Annotated in this window: 20 protein-coding genes; 9 read left to right on the forward strand and 11 right to left on the reverse strand. The window is 38.6% G+C overall.

All coding sequences use genetic code 11. From position 1 onward, the window contains the following. Positions 1–134: 134 nt before the first annotated feature. Entirely contained in the window at positions 135–536 is a 402-nt protein-coding gene (locus OGI71_RS09860; RefSeq protein ID WP_282255258.1) for a DoxX family protein, read from the forward strand. A 155-nt stretch (positions 537–691) separates the two neighbouring features. On the opposite strand, the gene OGI71_RS09865 is transcribed toward OGI71_RS09860, so the two are convergent. After that, complete coding sequence (locus OGI71_RS09865; RefSeq protein WP_282255259.1) at positions 692–2,212, reverse strand: glycoside hydrolase; 1,521 nt, start codon at positions 2,210–2,212, stop codon at positions 692–694. A 160-nt stretch (positions 2,213–2,372) separates the two neighbouring features. Between OGI71_RS09865 and OGI71_RS09870 the strand changes: the two genes are divergently transcribed. Beyond that, a complete protein-coding gene (locus tag OGI71_RS09870) occupies positions 2,373–2,798 on the forward strand; it encodes a DinB family protein (protein ID WP_282255260.1) in 426 nt (141 codons plus the stop codon). A gap of 66 nt (positions 2,799–2,864) precedes the next feature. Here the strand turns inward: OGI71_RS09870 and OGI71_RS09875 are convergent, their stop codons facing one another. Both OGI71_RS09875 and OGI71_RS09880 read right to left on the reverse strand, forming a co-directional pair. After that, positions 2,865–3,317 (reverse strand): GNAT family N-acetyltransferase, encoded by a 453-nt coding sequence (locus tag OGI71_RS09875; protein WP_282255261.1) that lies wholly within the window; start codon positions 3,315–3,317, stop codon positions 2,865–2,867. A gap of 91 nt (positions 3,318–3,408) precedes the next feature. Then, the gene (locus OGI71_RS09880; RefSeq protein ID WP_282255262.1) at positions 3,409–4,398 is read right to left on the reverse strand and encodes a helix-turn-helix domain-containing protein; all 990 of its coding nucleotides are present in this window, start codon (positions 4,396–4,398) and stop codon (positions 3,409–3,411) included. 134 nt (positions 4,399–4,532) lie between these two features. On the opposite strand from OGI71_RS09880, the gene OGI71_RS09885 reads away from it, so the two are divergent. Together OGI71_RS09885 and OGI71_RS09890 are read left to right on the forward strand one after the other, a co-directional pair. Beyond that, positions 4,533–4,985 (forward strand): DUF1569 domain-containing protein, encoded by a 453-nt coding sequence (locus OGI71_RS09885; protein WP_282255263.1) that lies wholly within the window; start codon positions 4,533–4,535, stop codon positions 4,983–4,985. Between the two features lie 159 nt (positions 4,986–5,144). Continuing rightward, positions 5,145–5,651, forward strand: coding sequence for a hypothetical protein (locus OGI71_RS09890; protein ID WP_282255264.1), 507 nt, complete (start codon positions 5,145–5,147; stop codon positions 5,649–5,651). 35 nt (positions 5,652–5,686) lie between these two features. Here OGI71_RS09890 and OGI71_RS09895 read toward each other — a convergent pair whose 3' ends face one another. Continuing rightward, positions 5,687–5,896 (reverse strand): hypothetical protein, encoded by a 210-nt coding sequence (locus tag OGI71_RS09895; RefSeq protein WP_282255265.1) that lies wholly within the window; start codon positions 5,894–5,896, stop codon positions 5,687–5,689. Between the two features lie 348 nt (positions 5,897–6,244). Here OGI71_RS09895 and OGI71_RS09900 point away from each other — a divergent pair, with 348 nt between their 5' ends. Further along, on the forward strand, positions 6,245–6,439 hold the full coding sequence (locus OGI71_RS09900; RefSeq protein ID WP_077435067.1) for a YqaE/Pmp3 family membrane protein: 195 nt from the start codon (positions 6,245–6,247) through the stop codon (positions 6,437–6,439). 62 nt (positions 6,440–6,501) lie between these two features. Here OGI71_RS09900 and OGI71_RS09905 read toward each other — a convergent pair whose 3' ends face one another. Beyond that, positions 6,502–7,281, reverse strand: coding sequence for an alpha/beta hydrolase (locus tag OGI71_RS09905; RefSeq protein ID WP_282255266.1), 780 nt, complete (start codon positions 7,279–7,281; stop codon positions 6,502–6,504). A gap of 45 nt (positions 7,282–7,326) precedes the next feature. Then, positions 7,327–7,755, reverse strand: coding sequence for an SRPBCC domain-containing protein (locus OGI71_RS09910; RefSeq protein ID WP_282255268.1), 429 nt, complete (start codon positions 7,753–7,755; stop codon positions 7,327–7,329). Positions 7,756–8,022: 267 nt separating this feature from the next. On the opposite strand from OGI71_RS09910, the gene OGI71_RS09915 reads away from it, so the two are divergent. Next, positions 8,023–8,472 (forward strand): hypothetical protein, encoded by a 450-nt coding sequence (locus OGI71_RS09915; protein WP_282255269.1) that lies wholly within the window; start codon positions 8,023–8,025, stop codon positions 8,470–8,472. Positions 8,473–8,660: 188 nt separating this feature from the next. Here OGI71_RS09915 and OGI71_RS09920 read toward each other — a convergent pair whose 3' ends face one another. Beyond that, complete coding sequence (locus tag OGI71_RS09920) at positions 8,661–9,818, reverse strand: Atu1372/SO_1960 family protein (protein ID WP_282255271.1); 1,158 nt, start codon at positions 9,816–9,818, stop codon at positions 8,661–8,663. 156 nt (positions 9,819–9,974) lie between these two features. On the opposite strand from OGI71_RS09920, the gene OGI71_RS09925 reads away from it, so the two are divergent. Next, positions 9,975–15,698: a DUF3320 domain-containing protein gene (locus OGI71_RS09925; protein ID WP_282255272.1), complete on the forward strand. Its 5,724-nt coding sequence runs from the start codon at positions 9,975–9,977 to the stop codon at positions 15,696–15,698. A gap of 7 nt (positions 15,699–15,705) precedes the next feature. Here OGI71_RS09925 and OGI71_RS09930 read toward each other — a convergent pair whose 3' ends face one another. The 3 genes from OGI71_RS09930 to OGI71_RS09940 form a co-directional block, all read right to left on the reverse strand. Then, positions 15,706–16,068 (reverse strand): hypothetical protein, encoded by a 363-nt coding sequence (locus OGI71_RS09930; protein WP_282255273.1) that lies wholly within the window; start codon positions 16,066–16,068, stop codon positions 15,706–15,708. Between the two features lie 128 nt (positions 16,069–16,196). Next, positions 16,197–16,613 carry a hypothetical protein gene (locus OGI71_RS09935; RefSeq protein ID WP_282255274.1) on the reverse strand — a complete coding sequence of 139 codons (417 nt, stop codon included), beginning with the start codon at positions 16,611–16,613 and terminating at the stop codon, positions 16,197–16,199. A 186-nt stretch (positions 16,614–16,799) separates the two neighbouring features. Further along, on the reverse strand, positions 16,800–17,291 hold the full coding sequence (locus OGI71_RS09940; protein ID WP_282255275.1) for a hypothetical protein: 492 nt from the start codon (positions 17,289–17,291) through the stop codon (positions 16,800–16,802). 340 nt (positions 17,292–17,631) lie between these two features. Here OGI71_RS09940 and OGI71_RS09945 point away from each other — a divergent pair, with 340 nt between their 5' ends. After that, positions 17,632–18,273 carry a DUF4272 domain-containing protein gene (locus OGI71_RS09945; RefSeq protein ID WP_282255276.1) on the forward strand — a complete coding sequence of 214 codons (642 nt, stop codon included), beginning with the start codon at positions 17,632–17,634 and terminating at the stop codon, positions 18,271–18,273. 71 nt (positions 18,274–18,344) lie between these two features. Here OGI71_RS09945 and OGI71_RS09950 read toward each other — a convergent pair whose 3' ends face one another. Further along, positions 18,345–19,556, reverse strand: a complete 1,212-nt coding sequence (locus OGI71_RS09950; RefSeq protein ID WP_282255277.1) for a DUF1266 domain-containing protein — start codon at positions 19,554–19,556, stop codon at positions 18,345–18,347. Between the two features lie 247 nt (positions 19,557–19,803). Here OGI71_RS09950 and OGI71_RS09955 point away from each other — a divergent pair, with 247 nt between their 5' ends. After that, positions 19,804–20,361, forward strand: coding sequence for a cyclic nucleotide-binding domain-containing protein (locus OGI71_RS09955; protein ID WP_282255278.1), 558 nt, complete (start codon positions 19,804–19,806; stop codon positions 20,359–20,361). Positions 20,362–20,397: the final 36 nt, after the last annotated feature.

Here is a 20,397-nt window from a genome sequence, read left to right on the forward strand (position 1 = left end):
AAGCCATCATGATTTATTCAATCACATTGGGGAATGAATAACCGAGCAAAGCGAGTTCATGAATACCACTTAAAACATACACTCGATGAATAAATCTGATAGCTTCATCACAATTTAAAAACAAATTTATACAGATGAAAAAAAATCTTGATTTAGGCATTCTAATCAGTAGAGTAGCTATTGGCGGTCCCATGTTGGTTTACGGGATCAATAAATTAATCCATGGCATCGGGTTCATTAGGGACATCATCGTCAGCATCGGACTGCCCTCATTTTTTGCAAATGGTGTATTTGTCGGCGAAATCATTGCCCCCATTATGATTATACTTGGTCTACGCATACGTTTGGCCGGAGTAGTATTCGCTATTAACTGTCTTACGGCTATTTGTCTCGCTCAAACCGGTAATATCTTAAAATTAAATGAATTTGGTGGCTGGGCAGTGGAGCTTTTGGTTATCTACATGCTGATTGGATTGAGTTTTCTATTTATGGGGGCAGGTAAATATGCCATTTCGACAAATAATAAATGGGATTAATCGCAGCGCATTAATTTGAAAGAAAAATGGGCTGTCCAAAAAAGATTTCGGACAACCCATTTTCTTTTATTTTATTCGTATCCCCCCTCTTTCACACATTCATTACTCATGGGGGTGTTTTTACTCTTCGGATTGCTTCTTTTCCGTTTATATCCTTATTGTTTGGTTCCTTCGAGTGTCGACACGCTCTTTGCTGGAATAGTTAAGCTATATACACCACTTGCAGTTGGCGCAACAATACCGGCGAGCCCCCAATGCCCTACACTGGTCGCTGTTGTCTGATAATTGGATAATTGTCCCCCCACAAAACCTGACAGATTGATATCCAACGGGACACTACTACTACCTGTATTTGTCACGACCATCGCAAATTTACCTGTTTGCGGGTCTTTATACGCGGATATAAGTAATCCATTGGCATTTTGTACCGCAACGTTGATACGCTTGTAATTCGCTTTAATAAATCTGGAATAATGCCCCATCACATCATAAGCCTTGGTAAATTCCAACGAACCATCACTTCGTGTACAGATCAAAGCCTCGTTATTTTGGAATGCGAGCATCCCGAGCCAGAAGACATAAGCACTGGCATCACAATCTGCCAGCAATTTGTGCATATTAACGGCAAGCTTCAATCCACCTTCAATTCCAGCATCATAGTTTCCGCCATCGTCCGATGCTTCGGTTACCCACATTGGTTTGCCGCCTGTGGAAAATGTCCACTTTGATGGGCTTTGGTTGAAACCTCTTTTTCCGCCGATCAACTCTGTAATTTCAACGTAACCATGTCCTGCCAGAATATCGACATTACTCCTGTCCATTCCAGATAGGAAGGTATTGGCAGTACCCCAAGCCGCATTTTCAGAAGCGATGATTTTGGTACTTTGCAAACCTTCTTCATTTAAAGCTGGTCTGAGGTTGTTAGTGACAAACTCACCAAGTTTATTTGAAGCCCAATAAGATGCATCCCAATCCGAAAACACATTTTCAGGTTCATTCGTTGGCGATATAGCATTAATTGTTATCCCTTCATTTTGATAGGCTTTAGCGAAACCAGCCAGATAACGGGCAAATAGCGTCGATGAGGTATTCAGATTAAGTCCATTAAACCATTTACCACTGATACTATTGGGATTCGTCTTCATATAAAGCGGCGGTGTCCAGGTACTCGCGATAATAACCGGGACCTGAAATCTTTCCTTAGCCTTTTTTAGAATCCACAGCTGTCCCAGATGCTCCCGCGCATCTGCCGAAAGGGCCTGATAAGCCGGGCTACTCACTGCGACATCGATATCAACCCCTGCAGGCTTAATGGTCACCACCCTATTCTGTTGATTGAATGGGTAGGTATGTAATACTTTACCGCGCAATATATTCAACTTCAAACCCGAGTTACCCCACAGATAGTCCAAAATACTATCTCTCTTCGGAGATTCAAAGAAAGGAACAATACGCCCCCCGAAGGCACCAAAACCGTCTATTTTTTGACGTTCCTGGTTCCATTCCACAACGGCATTTGTCGTTACTGAGGCAGCCTGCGCATTTAACTGATTCAAACGATTCACCGCTTCATCTTCATTCGTCGATAATACCTGCTTTTGACAACCCGTCAACCATAGGGATGCCATTAATCCAAAACAAGAGATGGATTTAAAAACAAATTGATTTCTGCTCATAAATTTCTATTTATTAATTTGCAATAACAGTTTATCTCTAAATACGACTTGCGGTAAAATTGTTTTGTCAAATTTCAAACAAAGTATTTATTTTTTGAAAAATTAACAATCCTTGCAATCGCTTAACAATAAGCTATTATCATATTAACATTCAATAAAAATGAACGATTTTATACAAGACTTTGAAGTGCGCATAGCTACTTTCCCGACCGAACTATCTGCCATTGATACCATAGCATTTAGTGCGAAGCCAGTTCCAGAAAAATGGAGTAAGAAGGAAATTTTAGGGCACCTGATCGATGGCGCCATGACAAACTACCTCCGGTTTATCAGAGCACAATCTGAAGAAAACCCACAGATCTTTTACACACAGGATGACTTTTGTGAAAATGCAAATTATCAGCAGTCAGAAACTAAACAGCTGCTTGATCTATGGTTAGCACTCAACAAGCAACTTCTATTTCTATTCAAGACTTTGATTACTAAAAGCCTGACAATGCGAAAATGTAATGATCTAACACTTGCCTTTTTGATGGAAGATTATTTAGCCCACCTCAATCATCATCGTCAACAGATACTTTCTTAATCATAAAATAGTTAAAATGTCTAGTCCAAATAATTAGATTATTTTTCAGACTAGACAAAATACAGTTTACTTTTTACTCCACCAATGATAATAGTTGTGAAGTCCATCGTATTCAAAACCGCAACGAGGGTATAGCGTATTGCCAATGTCATTTGTTTTTTCTGTTTCGAGCATTAACCCACAGGCACCGGTTTCGGTACACCATTCTTTGCTCCGATCGATCAGTGCAACTGAAAGTCCCTTACCACGATAATCTTGGTGAACAAACAGATCGCTCAGCAACCATTGCATTTCTAACTTAGTGTAATGAAACAGTTTATACAATTGTACAAATCCCACGGCTTTACCGTCAGCAACGGCTAGAAAAACAATTGATTCGTCATTCAGAAACCGCTCTTTTAAAAATAGTCTCCCTTTTTCCAGATCGGATTCCTGACGGTAAAAGATTCGATAAAGGTTAAACAATTCTGCGGTCTCGTTCAAGTCTTCAAGACTGGCTCTTTTAATTTGGTAATTCATTTTAGTAAATATTTTGATTTATACAGGCAAAAATATTCGTAAAAAGAATCCACATTATCATCCAGATTTGAGATATCAGATAGTCCAGTCCTTAGACTTCCTCAAATTGGCCCCTGTATCTGTTTCTATAATCTATGGGTGTTAACCCCGTTATTTTCTTGAATAAACTGCGGAATGTTTTTAAGTCATTATAACCGATACTATAGGTAACATCAGCTATATTTGCGTTCCCCATTTCCAATGCTTTTTTTGCGACCTCTATCTTTGTCCGCTGTATATATTCTATCGGGTTCAATCGGGTTGCATTCTTAAATCTTCGAATAAAATTTCGTTTGCTCATATTGACGTGGTCAGCAATCTGTTCTACCGAAATGTCTGCTTTAATTTTCTCTTCGATATAGCTTTGCGCTCTATGGATATCTTGATCATCGTGAAGACGTTGCCCTGAGAAAACTGAAAATATATTCTGTGAGGTACGACCATAATCCAATGCATAGAATTTACTGAGTTCGATGGCGATTTCTTTGCTACAATTTTTTTCTATAAAATAGAGCATTGCATTTAATGCCGAAAAACCACCTCCGCCTGTAATAATTGCTTTGGAATGCGTGACCACATGATCTGGTTTAAACAGGATCTTGGGATATCGACTTGCCAGATCCGTAATAGCGTCCCAATGTGAGGTTGCTGGCATTCCATCCAACAATCCACTTTCTGCCAAAAAATAGGCTCCGGTGCACAGACTGATCACTTCCGCTTTGTGCTCATATTTATCTCTGATCCAACCGATCAACTCCCAGTTGTCTTCTAAAAATGATTCAATCTGCTTTGCGGCTATATTCATAGGTGGAATAATAACCACATCCGTTCGGGCGACCTCCGCCAGTATTCTCGTACAATAAAACTGGATCGGGAGAATGGATTGCACCGTTTTTGTATCAACCCCAATTAATTCAATCTCAAATGGTATCTGCATCCCTCTTTTTAAAGCAGCTTCATTTGCACTCATGAGTAAAGCGACTGTAGTTGATACTGCCGTAGATAATACATTGTTATAGATAATGACTGATATATGTTTCATTTGCAAATAATTATGTACACCTCTATTTTCTCTCTTAAATGTACACATATTTTTGGCACGAAAACCACCCTCAAATGTCATTTTTACGTGGTAATGATCGGCAATATCTGCCTTAACTTTACAAAAAAAACAAGATGAAAACAATATTCAACAACACAGAAAGAGCAGAACTGATCGAAAGAATCGAGCTCCTTACCCCCAATAACACAGCACAATGGGGAAAAATGAATGTATATCAAATGATCAAACATTGTACAATCTGGAATGATTGGGTGCTTGGTCGGGATAAACATCATTACAAGCAAGAATTTCTTGGGAAGATATTTGGAAAAATGGCCCTAAAGGGGATGATAAAAGACGATAAGCCACTGAAAAAAAATGTGCCTGCTGGAATTTTTGCCGTTAAGGATAATATGGGTCAGATTGATACCGCCCAGAAAAAAACTTGGATGGAGCAAATTGAATCCTATGGTCATTATTCAAATCCAGATTTCGTCCATGATTTTTTCGGAAAAATGGAAACGGAACAAATTGGCATTTTTGTGTATAAACACATGGATCATCACTTGAGACAATTCGGTGTGTGATCGAATATAAAATCTTTTCAGACGAATTGTAAATGTAAGAGGTATCGACTGTTACACACTATTATATTTACGAAATAATCTGTCGTTTTACATTACTATTGATCAATTAATAGGTTGATTACGTAAAGTAAAAAATAGATCTTCATTTATAAGGAGCTTATGGTTAATGAGGTGCAGTCTGAAAAGATTTATTATCATCCGAACTGGAAAAGAATCACGATCGCTGTTATTTTAGTGCTCATTGGAACAGGGACATTATGGGTAGACTTTGCCCCTTTTTTGGGATCCATATCATGGCTACCATTAAAGCTGACATGTATTCTGATCGGGTTTTGGATGCTAAAGAACAGCAAAAAAGCCGTTCGGGCGAAAACAGATACAAGAGGATTTTATTTCAAAAGAATGCCCGCAAGACATGCGTTCAAAAAAGCCATTGCTGACCTTGATTTATTAGTGTTTGTTCCATTCGTACAAATTGTCAACATCCGGATAACCGCAAGTATCTGGGAAGGGACAAGACTCGAATTAGAAACTACACAGGGAAAAGAGATACTCACGATGTTAAACGTGTTGAGTAAAAAAGAGAAACAGCAGATCTATCAGACTATCAAAAGATTTGGTATAGCGAATGTGGTCAAACCCCAGGAGGAGCAGGGGAAAAATTGATTACATTAAAAAATCTGCTGTAGATTAGTCTCCTTTTAGCTGAAGTTGTCCGATAATAGCAGATCTACATCTTCCCTAATTTCTTCGGGTAACATCAGGTAAACCGATGTTTTTAGATTCTTTCTACTAGCTTCTCCTTCTATAAAAATGTTCCTAAATCCTTCATTGAGCCATTTTCCGTCTTCTTCCAAATAAGCTTTATATTTATTGTCCAAGATCTCAATAATGTTTTTGCTCTCTTTCATGTGTTCCGTCATTTATCTTATTGTAAACTGCATCTAAAAATATTCGACAGGGGAACATCAACATTGGTGCCACTCCTGCCCCGAATTTTCAAAAGGGGATTGGAAACAGAAAATTTTAAGATTTCTTAACATCTTCCGCTATGAGGTAAATAATGATTCAGAAAACTGGTAATCGTGTTTTTGACAACAGAATTCATATTGAAGCAAATAGCAGCAATTTTCAACACCGTTATTTGCTTTCTTGCATATTATTGTCGATTTTTGTTGTGTACATTTAAGCTATCTGTATAACTAGATGAAAGGATCTTGTTTTCGGTTATTATACAGTTCTTTTATAAATCGTTTGATATGATATTGATTGCTGTACTACTTCCTTGGTTATCCTTCTTTTTAAGAGGTAAGATATTCAGTGGAATTATTTGTTTAATCCTCCAACTTACTATTTTGGGCTGGTTGCCCGCAGCAATATGGGCCGTTGCTTCACGTGTTGATGGTAAAAATCAACAGCGCATACGAAGTTTGGAACGTAGTATGCGCCGTTAAGTGTCTCATCAGCTGTACTAAAACCGCTTCAATCCAATGAACTTAGCTTAAATAGGATGATGTTATTCGGCCTCAAGGAATTTTTGAATCTGAAGGATAGTAAAATCAATTAATCCTTTATCTATTTGTCCATCAAAATCTTTCATCATATAATTACCATGATTAGCGGGCAGAACCATGAGCCGTGCATCAGGTATCTGCTGTTGCATTTGTGCCAAATGCTCCCCTTTGACCACGTCCTGATCTCCTCCGATCAGAAATACCGGACAAGGTAAGTTTTCTAAGGTACCGGGTTCAAAATCCTGGAAATTTATCATACGTTGGCTATCCTTTTCATACATATTTTTAAACTTTTCGGGATCCGGATTCAATTTCAAAAAATTTTCTTTCAAATAAGATGGCATAACCTCAATCGTAGAAGCCGACATGCTATCAAAAAAGCCATCTAACAAGCCCTCTCTTTTGGTGTTACCCGAAGCAGCAATCAATTTGTCTACCCTATCCGGGAAAAGAGAAGCGAGTTTCAAAATGGTCGTTGCGCCATTACTGAAGCCTAAAAATGAGGCTTTATCGATCGCGAGGCAATCCAACACCGCGATAATATCCATTGCATCCTGTTCAAATGTTTCCGGAACAGTCCTATGCTCTGATCGACCATGATTTTGCATATCCAGCAAAATCAATTGATAGCGATCCTTCAATCGTGTCACGGTCTCCTCAAAATCAAAAAAACCTGAGGAACCACCGCCATGGATAAGCACAAGTGGCTTTCCGGCCCCATATATTTCATAGTATAGCTTTATCCCGTTAGCGGCTGCATAGCCTGAGTGATTGTTCAACATGCTCATTGTTCAATTTAATTAGTTTCGTCTATTTAAGATCTAGATTTATCTGCTTTCTACAAATTTTTTAAAGTTGGTCAGAACGGCGTCGGTGAAATTTTGCTGAAGATCCAGCGCTGTCACCGCATCTGGTTCAAACGTCTCCCTTATAATCGTATTATTATCTATAGCCTGAAATTCGACAATACAGTTTCTTCCGCCACTGGTACTTTCAATATATTCTAATGGAATAATACGATCATACACCCCACGATAATCAAAGCCTTCATGATCATCTCGCCGTTCCATTCGAAAATTAAACTGACCACCTTCCCTAAAATCGTTCTCTACATCCGGACAATGCCAATCATCGAATGGAATATTCCATTGTCTTATGGACGCTGATCCGATCCAGTGTTCCCAGACATCTTCGAGCGGTTTTTCCACCAAAACAACTGAAACAAGGGGATTTTTTCTTGGGTTTGCGTCTTCCATATGTTATATTTTTAGATTAAATGCGATCCGTTTATTAATTTCTACCGCCTATTGAATATATATTTCGGCATTTGCCTTCGGCCAGCATAAAGCTATGGTTGACAGGCAATATTAGCTACAATGCAATATTAATAAACGGCGTATTAAATTAACTTGCCCTATGGCAATATTTATGGTTCACTTAATTTTTTCAAACAAAGGGATCAATTTGACAAGTATGGTATATTTATTGCACTGCACGACAAAACATATAAAAAACCGATTAAAATGAAAAAAATTGCATTTTTAGCACTATGTGTTATCCTATTTGCAGGATGTAATAATGCACAGCAACCAAAGTCTGCTGAGAAAACAGACAGTCTGGCCAAAGAAGAAACACCATCTATCGGCGGAGATAAGGATGAACATGGATGTCTTGTTGGCGCAGGCCAAACCTGGAGTGAAGTTAAACAGGGATGTATTCAGGTCTTTAACGTAGGAACACGTCTGAATCCTGTTGATGTTAAGGAAGGTGATGCTGTCATCAGTACATTTGTTGTCGCTAATGATGATAAATCCAAAATGGAGTTATTTTTACCAGACGACAATAAAACAACGATTATTTTGGACAAAACTGAAAACAATACATACCAAAAGGATACCTATAAATATGATGCTGATAAATCAGATTTATATGTAAATGGTGCAGTAAAATATAAAGGTGAAGTTAAAAAATAACATCCCTGAAACTTTATAGGACGTATAAGGTAATGCCAATGTTTATCACATTGGCATTTTTTTAATTGTCTATTTTTTATTGAGCCATTTTTTTATTAAGGTATCCATAAGCTAGCTACACTCGGTTTATTGGTCAGAAAGATCCCTCAATCGATTTTCACAGCTATCTCTAACGAACAGCTATCTAACTATTCAATTTCGAAGACTGCTTGTATCTCTACAGATGAATTTACAGGTAAAGATGACGCTCCAAAAGTCGCCCGGGCATGTTTCCCTTTTTCGCCAAAGGCCGTAACAGCCAAATTGGATGCCACGTTCATCAGGTCGGCATGTTTATTATAATCGTCTTTCGTATTGAAAATTCCTGTTAACTGTACACATCGTTTGACTCGGTTTAGATCTCCACCGACCGCCTCATTAAGAACAGAAAGTACATTAAGCATTGTTATTTCGGTCGCTTCCTTCACCTCCTGCTCACTTACTCCTACCCCTAATTTTCCGGGTTTAAATATTTTACCATCCTTGAGTGCGACCTGATTAATAAAGACCAAATTTCCCGAACGGACATAAGGTTGATAATTCCCTGCCGGTTGGGGTACTTTTGGAAGTACAATATTCTTTTCCCGTAACCGATTATGGATTGATACCACATCCGGATTAGCTGGGCTACTTTTTTTATCAAGAGCCTTATTGTCCCTTGTACCCGCTAGACCTAAGGCAACCTTCGCAAAGTTCATTCCCTGCAGCTCGGCCAGATAACGCTCACTTTTGCTTGGTCTTTCGGTAGCTGTCAATGAAGCGAGACTTGTTGTCCCCAAGACTGTATTTCCCTGTGGAATGGATTTATCTATTTTGTCATTCCCCATGATACCGGTAGGAACCAGAATCATCCCATGTACAGCTAGACTATTCCAGAATGACTGCAATGCCAATTCCTTTCCTGCACCACTCCCTGCAGACATAAACACTGTAGCGGGGATGCCCTCCAAAGCGTGCTGAGACCACAGGTCTACTGTTTTGGACAGGAACTCGCTCATTGCTGTACTTACATTACCAAAATAAACAGGTGATCCAAATGCTATCCCGTCGTAATTAGGCAGTTCTTCTACTGTCGCCACTGCAAGACTACTTAGCTTTGGATCAGATGATGGTTTCACAAGTTTAACAACAGCCTGTACCTTGCCAGTACGCTCAACACCTTTTGCAACTTCCTTGGCTAATTCATACGTTCCGCCTTTATCGGAATGAATAAGAACCAAGACCTGTGTTTTATGAGCCTGTGCCATGCCAACATTGGTCAATACAGCTAACATTACGCCAATAAGGGAGGTATATAATTTTTTCATCTTAAATCACTTATTAAATCTGACACAAAATTAAAGATGCTTCCTTTATATATTTTGCCAAAAATTACACTCAAAACGACATCTAGAAATAGCGTATAAAGCAATTGGGAGTATATAAATTTTCTATATCTTTAAACTAATATATTTTTTTTTAAAATGATCGAAACTAATGCTTGTTTTCAGGTTGCAATAGAGAAAGCCTCTCGCTTTAATTATAGCTTCTGTTTCCATAATCTGTCGCTGGTGGAAAAAATAAAGATCACCGCAGTTACAAAGGATATTGAACAGATAAAAATTGAGATTACTTCTGAAATCGGATTGTTCAGCCCCTACACATTTTATATAGACAGGTTTTTGGAAGGAACACCAGTAACACTGGAAAATTTAGATTTCGACTATAATATTCCATTTATCCGGAATCTGGTAGAGAAAGATTTGGATACGCTTACCTGTACGATTTATTCTAAAAATGAAATCTTATATCAGCAAAAATTCACCGTAAATGTATTACCGATGGATTACTTTAGCGGATTAAGTAAATATCCCGAGTTATTGGCTTCTTACGTTTTGCCTAATCACGATATCATCTATACGATTAAAGCAGAGGCGGTCAAAATTCTTGAGAAAAATAGGTTAACGCCAGCGTTTTTGGGCTATCAAGCCAATAGCAAGGATCGTGTCCTGCAGGAAGTAATGGCCCTATATCAGGCTATTCTAAATATCAACATTACCTACAGTGCCATGCCTGCAAGTTTTGAAACTGAAGGTCAGCGTATTCGTCTGGTCGATCAGATCTGGGAAACTAAGTTTGGAAACTGTATCGATATCTCGCTACTATTTGCAGCCTGTCTGGAAGCTATCGATCTGAATCCAATTCTTATTGTCACTCGAGGGCATGCATTTATTGGCGTTTGGCTCAGCGATCAACGGCTAGAAGCTGTTGTCAATTATGATCAAGCCGCTATTTCAAAACGGATCGCGCATGGCATTGATGATATCACTTTGATCGAGTCTACTCATTTATGTAGAGGAAATGCCTATACCATGCGGGAAGCAATGAACATCGCCGAAACGCAGCTATTACATGCAAACAACTTTATTTTATCCCTCGATATCAAACATGCCCGTTCACATGGGATCCTTCCCTTACCTTTTACAGGAAAGGACGAGCTGAACAACGCAGCAATAAAGAATACTGCTGGATTAGCAAAAAAACAGGCTATCGATTATTTTAATATCGATGACAACAAACTGGATCTCGTTCTCAGTGAAGTCAAAGATCTAACAAAACAAAAAATCTGGGAACGAAAGCTACTCGATCTTTCCCTCAGAAATAACCTATTGAACCTCCGGTTCACTAAAAGTATGTTGCAAATAGTAGATCTGAAAACAGATCTCTTGGAAGATCATCTATCAAATGGAAAATCACTTACAATACATCCCAACAACAGTCAAGAGGTTTTACGTCGTTACAATCTTTATTTAGAGCCCTTGCATTCTTCCGAGCCATTATTCAAGCTTGCTGACGATGAATTCAGATACAATCGCCTGTTGACACTTTATCATCAGGATGATCTGGATATTATCTTAACACACCTGTACCGCAATGCGAAATTGGCAGAAGAGGAGAATGGAAAGAGCACCTTGTATCTAGGAGTCGGTTTATTGAAGTGGTTTGAACCCAAAACCAATCAACAGCCTAGACTTGCCCCCATCCTATTGATTCCTGTTGAATTATCACGCAGATCTGTTAACACCAAGTTTACACTCCGCAGCCGTGAAGAGGAGGCCATGATCAATATTACACTGTTGGAGTATCTCAAACAGGAATTTAAGCTTAACCTCAATGCACTGGAAGTGCTACCAATGGATGAGTCGGGAGTTGACGTACAAAAAGTATTCGCCATTTTAAGAAAGTCTATTTTAAATCTGGAAGGATGGGATATTCAGGAACAGGTTGTTCTTGGAAACTTCTCTTTTAACAAGCTTATTCTATGGCAAGATCTAACCAAATATGCAGAAGAAATTAAAAAAAGCACCATTGTAAAGAGCTTGATTGACGGGCGACTTTCAGACATGTTGGATATCACCGGTGATTCGGAAAATCTGGAGCAGCTCCCCTCTTCCTTGTTAACATTACCCATTCCAACCGACAATTCACAACTTGAAGCTGTACGTCACTCAAATGCGAATAAAAGCTTTGTATTACATGGTCCTCCAGGTACTGGTAAATCCCAGACCATAACCAATATTATCGCAAATGCACTAGCGAATGACAAGAAAGTTCTTTTTGTCGCTGCTAAAAAGGCTGCTTTGGATGTGGTACATCGCCGTTTGGAAAAAATTGGTTTAGGTTCCTTCTGTTTAGAATTACATTCAAATAAATCCAAAAAATCAGATGTCCTACGGCAATTGGAACAGAGTCTGGAAACACCCAAGTATCAAAGTCATATCGATTTTCAGGAAGAAGCGCAACGTATCGATCAACGTAAAGCAACATTAAGTCAATATGTTGACTCATTACATCAGCCCTTTGCAGTGGGTTGGAGCCTGTATGATTCCGTTTCTTATTTGGACAGTCATCATATCGAAATCAACGCGGACTGGTTGCTATCCTTGCAACTGGAACATATTGACAAAAAGACCTGGAATAATTGGCAGGACTGGGCAATCCCTTTCGGAGAATTAACGCATAAATTACCAGCGATTGACAAGCACCCATTGCACTTGATCCATTTGAAAGATCAGAACTTTGCTCACAAAAATAATATCGAGAAATCTATCGAAGATTATATACAGGCAGACTCTGAGGCAACAAAAGCCCTCTCGGATCTGCAATTAAATCTTACGAAGAATTGGATAGAAAACAAGGCTTCGCTATGTTCACTTCTCGAAAAGATCACTCACTTTTCGGCGCATCAGACTATAGTAAATGTCTACTTTGATGTTCGCCAAAAGAATTTACTTGATCATTGGGTTGAATTGCAAAGCCAAAAACAGACATTAGAAAATGCGCTTGTTACAGATTTTGGCAACCGAATATTTACGACAGACTGGAATCTGATTGAATCCACCTGGAATCAGTCAAAACATTCATGGTTTTTGCCCAAATGGTTGAAACAACGTAAAGTAAAAAAAATCTTAAATGGTTTTGCTACAAACAAAATCACTTCCGAACAGCAGATTGATCAGTTCTTTTATCAGAAAAATTCCTTCGATCTGGTCTCAAAGAATTTAGCGGAACCGCAATTTTATCCGATAACCGATGCGACGAGTTATTATCGCATAGGCAATACCTATAATTTAGCTACACTGCAACAGCATCAGCAAGAACTACATGCATTCAATGAACTGGCGCAACAGCTCAAATTTGAAAACTTTCAATCTTGGTTAAACTATATACTCGCACATATAGATCTAAAGTTGAGAATACCGGCCATTATTTTAACGCTCCAAAATTACGCAGATAGGCATCAGGCCATTTCGGCATTTTTAGTTCATATTCCAGAAGTTGATGCTTTAAACCAAATAAAACAAGATTTAGATCAACTTGAAGACTGGATCCGATACAATTATTATAAGGATCAGGGCATAAAGCTGGGACTATCCTGGTTGATTGATCTACTTGAATCGAACAAAATCAATAAAGATGCACTGAGCATGGATATGGAAAGTGTATTGCATCTTAATTACTTTGTAAATTCTTTGGATCAGTCCAGCATTTTAAATGGTTTTGATGCAGCTGTATATGAGGCACAGATTTTACAATACAAAACACTTCATCAAGAGTTTACCCGATTGGTACGGGAGCAATTGGTTTTAGAGCTCAGCAACAAAATCCCCAACCTCTCTCAAGAAGCAGTTCATAGTTCGGAAATTGGAATCTTACAACGTGCGATCCGAAATCGAGGTCGTGGAGTCAGTATCCGTCGTTTATTTGATCAGATTTCGACATTACTTCCGCGACTCAAACCCTGCATGCTGATGAGTCCAATTTCGGTCGCCCAATATTTTGATGTAAACACTGATCATTTCGATCTGGTTATTTTTGATGAAGCATCGCAGCTACCGACATCAGAAGCAATCAGCGCCCTTGCCAGGGCTAAACAGGCCATTATTGTGGGTGATCCAAAACAAATGCCACCAACGAGCTTCTTTGCTAACAACAAAATTGATGAAGATCATCTGGAATTAGAAGATCTGGAAAGCATCCTGGATGATACCCTCGCCTTGTCCATTCCATCGAAATACCTATTGCGTCATTACCGTAGTAAACATGAAAGTCTTATTTCTTTCAGTAACTCCAATTTTTATGAGAACAAATTGCTAACATTTCCTTCCCATGACGATCAGGATAAGAAAGTAAGTTTTCAATTTATCGATGGTCATTATGACAAAGGGAAAACCCGAACAAACCTAAAGGAAGCTGAGGCAGTTATCCAATATATAAAACAGCATTTGGAACATCGTCCCCATCGTTCATTGGGCGTGGTGACTTTTAGTCAAACGCAGCAGAATTTAATTGAAGATTTATTGCAGTCATTATTCTCAGCGCATCCCAACTTAGAAGAAACGGCACTACAGGGAGATGAACCTATTTTTATTAAAAATTTAGAAAATGTCCAGGGCGACGAACGTGATTTTATTCTATTTTCCATCGGCTACGGCCCAGACGAAGATGGCAAGGTTTCGATGAATTTTGGACCTTTAAATCGTGATGGCGGCTGGCGCAGGCTCAATGTCGCTGTGACTCGGGCCCGATACGAAATGCGTGTTTTCTCCTCACTAAAGGGAGATCAGATTGATTTAAACCGCACTAGTTCGGCTGGTGTGGAGGGACTAAAAGCTTTTTTGAACTTCGCTGAAAGAGGCCTATTGCAAACAGCTGAAGCAGTAGCCCATGACCAGGAAAAATATACGCTCATCCAATCGATCGCGAAATATTTAGACCGACACGGTATAAAAGTGAAAACAAATATAGGTACTTCGGGCTATCGCGTTGATATTGGTATTGTGGATCCGATACATGCTCATCAGTATATTTTGGGGATATTGGTTGACGGGAAAAACTATTTCAATACACAGACAACAAATGACAGGGAATTGCTGATTCCGAATGTGCTGCAATCACTGGGTTGGAATATTTACCGCATCTGGACCTTAGATTGGATAAAAAACAGAGATAAAATACTGAATGACGTTAAAGCGGAAATTCAACGCATCGTAAATGATACAACGGCAAAAGAGCCTATCGTCATCGATGCTTCCCAAGCGCAATCGAAAACCACTCTTTCAGTGATATCCGATGATGCAATTGTTTCATCTAAAATGAAACCTTATGTAAGCGCCAAAATCAATCCAATGACAACAGCAAGTCCTGAATTAATTTATGATGTGGCCTATCGAACGGTATTGAATGATCAGATCCAGAAGATTATCCGTACGGAATCTCCAATCAGTCAAAACCATCTCTTTCGCAAAGTACTACGTTTATGGAACACCACAAGAGCTACATCAAAACTTGTCCAGTATCTAACTGAACTGACGAGAAAATTGCCTGGAGTAAAGGAGGAGCTTTCCCATCAAAGTTTTTATTGGGATCAGGAACAATCGGCCACAGTGCTGACATACTACCGCGACAATAACCTCGAAAAACGAGCGATCGAAGATATTGCACCTGAGGAAATAGAGATTGCACTTATCGAGGTCATGGACAACAGTCTCAGTCTTTTAAGAGAGGATCTTGTACGCGCCACAGCCAGAGCCTTTGCCTTTTCTAAGACCGGCGCTCAAATTGATAACATTATCAATACTTCAATTGATAAGCTACTAGAACAGGGTTATTGGAAATCAATAAATGGGAGAATTGTTTTAATATAGATCAGGTTTAGTAGCCTGATCTATACATCTGATTGATATAAGCGGTATAAATTCCGATAGGAATCTTGCCTGTCACCGTTCCACGCTGAAGTTCGGGGCAGGCTGTCAAAATACTGTCCAATGAGAAAACAAATATATTCTCCACTGCATTTTGGAGTCTCCGCTCCCCTTTTTCGTGGATATATTCCATCAGATGTAGTGCTTTACCCAACTCTTCCTCGCGTCCCTGCTCGATCATCTTTTCGATATAAGATGTAAGGATGCGGATTGTTGAGATTGGATTCCCAGCATTTTCTGGCTTCGAAATTTCTGTTTGCGCCGATGGTATCACCGAAACAATTATTTCCTGAGCTTGCTTTATATTCATCATATATTACTATAAGCGGTTTAAACATCATTGTTATTCAATAGCTTTTTATAAATCCGATATTAAATTTCGCCAGCTGTAATACGAATTTTGGCTTGCAATCGACGATACGGACCCCACGCATATTTACATTAGTTATTTTCATAGGAATAGTATTCGCCTGGTTTGTTTTTCTCTTTGTCATTAGTACCCTCTGGAAGAATAAGTTGTTGTATCGAAAGCGGCAAACGGGCCTCGAGGTAACTCCATTCAATCGTGTTACATGCTTTTTTAAATCTGGAGAAGGTCTTTGGAAGTAATCCCTTTATTATAATCTGGAGTTCTGAAGTTCCGCGCTCAAGTACATAAGCCATGACCTGCATTGCCCATTCGAAACGGCGCCAATCTTTGGCATAAATGACATCCTCAGCAAACTGAGATATGACATTGACAATATTTTTGTAGTCCTTTTTAAGTTCGGTTTTCCTTAGTCTAAGATTCAACTCCGGGATGACAGCGGAAACAAAATCCACTGTCTGTCCTTCATCCATTTTTTTTCTTGCTTCCATTGTATTGTTTTTATGAATACTTGTTATCCATTGTTACTGGCATAAGCCAAACAACATTCCAAAACAAAAAAAATTAAATAAACAACTGAAATACAGTTATATAAATTTATTTCACAAAGTTTTTAATAAGAAAAATAATATCAAAATGAAAAGGTTATTCTCAAATTGGGATAAGCTTCATTTCCTCTACATTGTCCAAAGACTCCATTTCGATTTTATCGCAGTGGGATTTGCTTGCTCTATTTTCTTATAAAATTTAAAGAAGTCTTTATTCCATAGGGTATAGTTGTGCGTAAACTTAAATATTATTTTGTGATTGTCAACCCCATGGATAGTGACTTGCCAAACCTTATGATTACCGATTGTTATCGAAGTCTTGCTCAGTTCTATTATATCCGTTAGCGGGAAAACCGCCTTTCTCTGCTGTTTATTATCGATAGCATAAAAGTTTATATCATCAAAATAGAAATCTTCATCACTGACAAAATTATCTTCCAAGCCAAACAGGAAAGGGCGGGAAGAAATCTTTCGGATCTTTTCTCCTACCAAATCAGCTGAAGCTTCATAACTGATCTGATTATTTTTAGGTTTAAATCCAGCAGTACACTTCCTGAAAATTAGGCTAAATAGTACAATGAATAGCGTTAAGCCTATCAAAAATATAAGGTACAAATACATTCTTCTCTTTTAAACGAAACTTACCTTTCACTCCCGACATCAAAAAAAACGTCTAAATATGTAATTCGGTAATTAATTAGCAGCACAAAAATATCAAATTTAATTCAATATGAAGATTTTCATGGCAGACGGGGAAATAAGATGGGCCGAAGGTTTCATTTTACTGCTGAATTAGCTATTTTAGGTACTGTTAAAATCAAAATCGATGGATTATTTAAATAAGATAAGGAAGTTATTTGCTTTAGAACAGGATACATTTGAAGATGAAGATTAATGCAACTATGTATAAATTTTCAGCGAAGAAATCCGGCTATTTAAATGAAAATCATTGTTAAAAAGTATGACTATAGAAGAAAAGAATGCCATAAAAGAGGCAAATATCAAACAAATAGAGGCCAAAAATTACCGCTTTACAGCTTGGCTACCAATTTTAGAGGATCCGAATACCAGAAGCATCGATGTAGTAAGAGGGAGAATATCTGTCATGAATGCGTTGATCAATATATCCTTTGAAGCTCCGGTAGAAATTATCAGGAACTGGATCGACCATCATGGGCTGACCAAACATTTATCGAAATGGGAACAGGAAATTCTACAAAAGGATAACAACGCACTTTCAGACCGTGAACTTAGTTCATTAAGATGGTACCTTGAAGGTCTCTGGGCATTGATGTGGGCAACTGAATTAGTCAATAATTTGGATGAAACAACATGGTGCGGCGACCATATGGCTTCGTTGTTACCAAACCTCGAACGCAATGAAAATAATGAAAAAATTGATCGTCTGTCGTCATTAAGAAACGATAATAAAATTTACACCATGCTAGATTTTTATTATCGCTTACATTGGTATTGTGTCGATGAGAGGCTAAAGGGAAAACAAGCGCTGATCAATGAGGGACTCGTCTATGAGCGCCGAAAAGCATTGGAATGGCTTATCGACAAAGATGCAGATTGGGATGATATCGAGATGGGAACATAAAAAATCACTCAATGACAAGCATTGAGTGATTGATGGTATGATACGTATTTCCGTTTATCGAGATAGAAAGACTAGCTTCCTAAGCTGATATAATACAGGGGTGTATCGCCGGAGTTATTCTCGACACGATCAAGCCCTTCAAAGAATATGTGATCCCCCAGTTCCTTGCCTATCAATTGTTTCTCCATTTGATACAATAGGTCCAGTGCGGTAAAATTCTTCCCATTGGAAGCTTGGATTCGGGCGCATATTTCCACTTGAAAACATCCATCATCTCCATTATCCTCATCAAAAGCCTCTTCTTCATCATCCAATAGTATCTCATTGGGATTCAAATCTTCCATTCCCTTGATCCAGCACATATAACACAGTTCAATTTCAGGAGCATCGACCACAATTTCATTGGCATCCCACTGTGCCCGATCAGCTAAAATATCACGCTGATACTCCGCAACATCGGCATCAAACTCCTGGGAGCTATGATACGACTTGGCCTGAAATGTCCAGGCAATAGCTGACAGCACAGCATCTTGGACTGGTTCCTTGTTCCAATCAATATTATTCCAAGGGCTGCCTATCTTTTCCCTTAAATAGCCAATATATCTTTTCAAATAAGATTTCCCTATCTTATTGTTCAGCCCAACATAATGTTCTCCCTCCAAAAATTTTTCGGAGAATGTGTGCCAATCCTTAAAGTGCGATCTTGCATAGGAAGAAAGGTTTTTCAGTATGTCCAAAGCGGCTGATTTTTGCAGATACCCTATATCAGCTGCAGCAGTCGTGATATGACTGCTAACAGTAATAACAAGTGCATCCACACCAGGTTTGCTGATGTCCCAGCTTCTGCTGTCGATTTGATCTTCCCGACCTTCCAGAACGGTCCCCCCTGTCTTAATTCCGAGCAAGTTAAAATATGCCGCTAATATTTGGAGGCAGCTTTCGATATCTGTAATGGCGAAGTCTCTTTTCAATAGTTTCACCAGTTCGTCGCGGTACTCCGCCTGTTTGGGATAATTCCCGAACTGATATAGATGAACAGGATAAGTTCCATCGTCACCAGCACTACCAAATACGGTAAACCAATCGCCAAATACTATAACGCGGAATGCCGCTCCCAATGCTGTACCAAATTGCTCTTCATAAGGAATATTGTTCAACATATCCTTACTATTAATTTGCGGGCTTTTGGCTTTATCCAATTCCGCTTCCTGTGCGAGTTCCTCCCGCGCTTCGTTTACTCCCTCCTTTGCTGCACTCAATAATTCTTTGAAAAATTTAAACATAATTTTAAAATATTATTTTTAGCTAATCATTCCTATTTACATTTTATCTCAACCTCCAAAGGCTTCACACAGTGAGTTTAACTACTCATTATCACCTTTATGAGCTTAAGATTTCAATTTACTGCTGTAAATCTGAAAATAAATATTTACTTTTTATTCAGAAATCCATATTAGTCTGGAGCCCGACCATATTTGTGGCCTAAGACTCCATATTTGAAGGAGGATAACAGGAGTAATTTTCATCATTATGAGAGCTCCATTCATTAAAGCAACATCAGACATGACTGTATTCAAAGATCTAATTACACCTGCCGTTTTTAAGAAAACACTTACATTCAAGCGGAATGAACTGGTCAAAAGCAGCGGAACTGTAGACTCAAAAATATATTTCATAAAAAAAGGCAGCCTTAAAATTTCCATCTTCCAACTAGATGCCGAACAGATTATCCGGCTAGGTTATACTGGAGATCTTATCGTGGCCATGGACTCCTTCTTTGATGGTTGCAATTCAGATTTTGTTATTCAGGCCATCAAGAAAACTGAGGTATTAGTTGCGGAAAAAGAAGATTTTATGCATTTCGTCTATGACAGTCATGAGAACACTTCACTTTACATAAACATATTAGAGGGACTGGTGAAGCAACAGCTTGAAAGAGAACAGGATCTATTGCAGGACTCCCCTAAAATCCGATATGAACGTGTTTTTAAGAGAAACCCTCTCTTATTCCAAATTATTCCCAATAAACATATTGCTAACTATCTGAGGATGACACCTGAAACTTTTTCACGGATCAGTAAATCTTGAGTTCAATCAATTTTTTTACAGTTTTTTTTCGTGTAT

The sequence above is a fragment of the Sphingobacterium sp. ML3W genome, assembly GCF_029542085.1.
GTDB lineage: Bacteria > Bacteroidota > Bacteroidia > Sphingobacteriales > Sphingobacteriaceae > Sphingobacterium.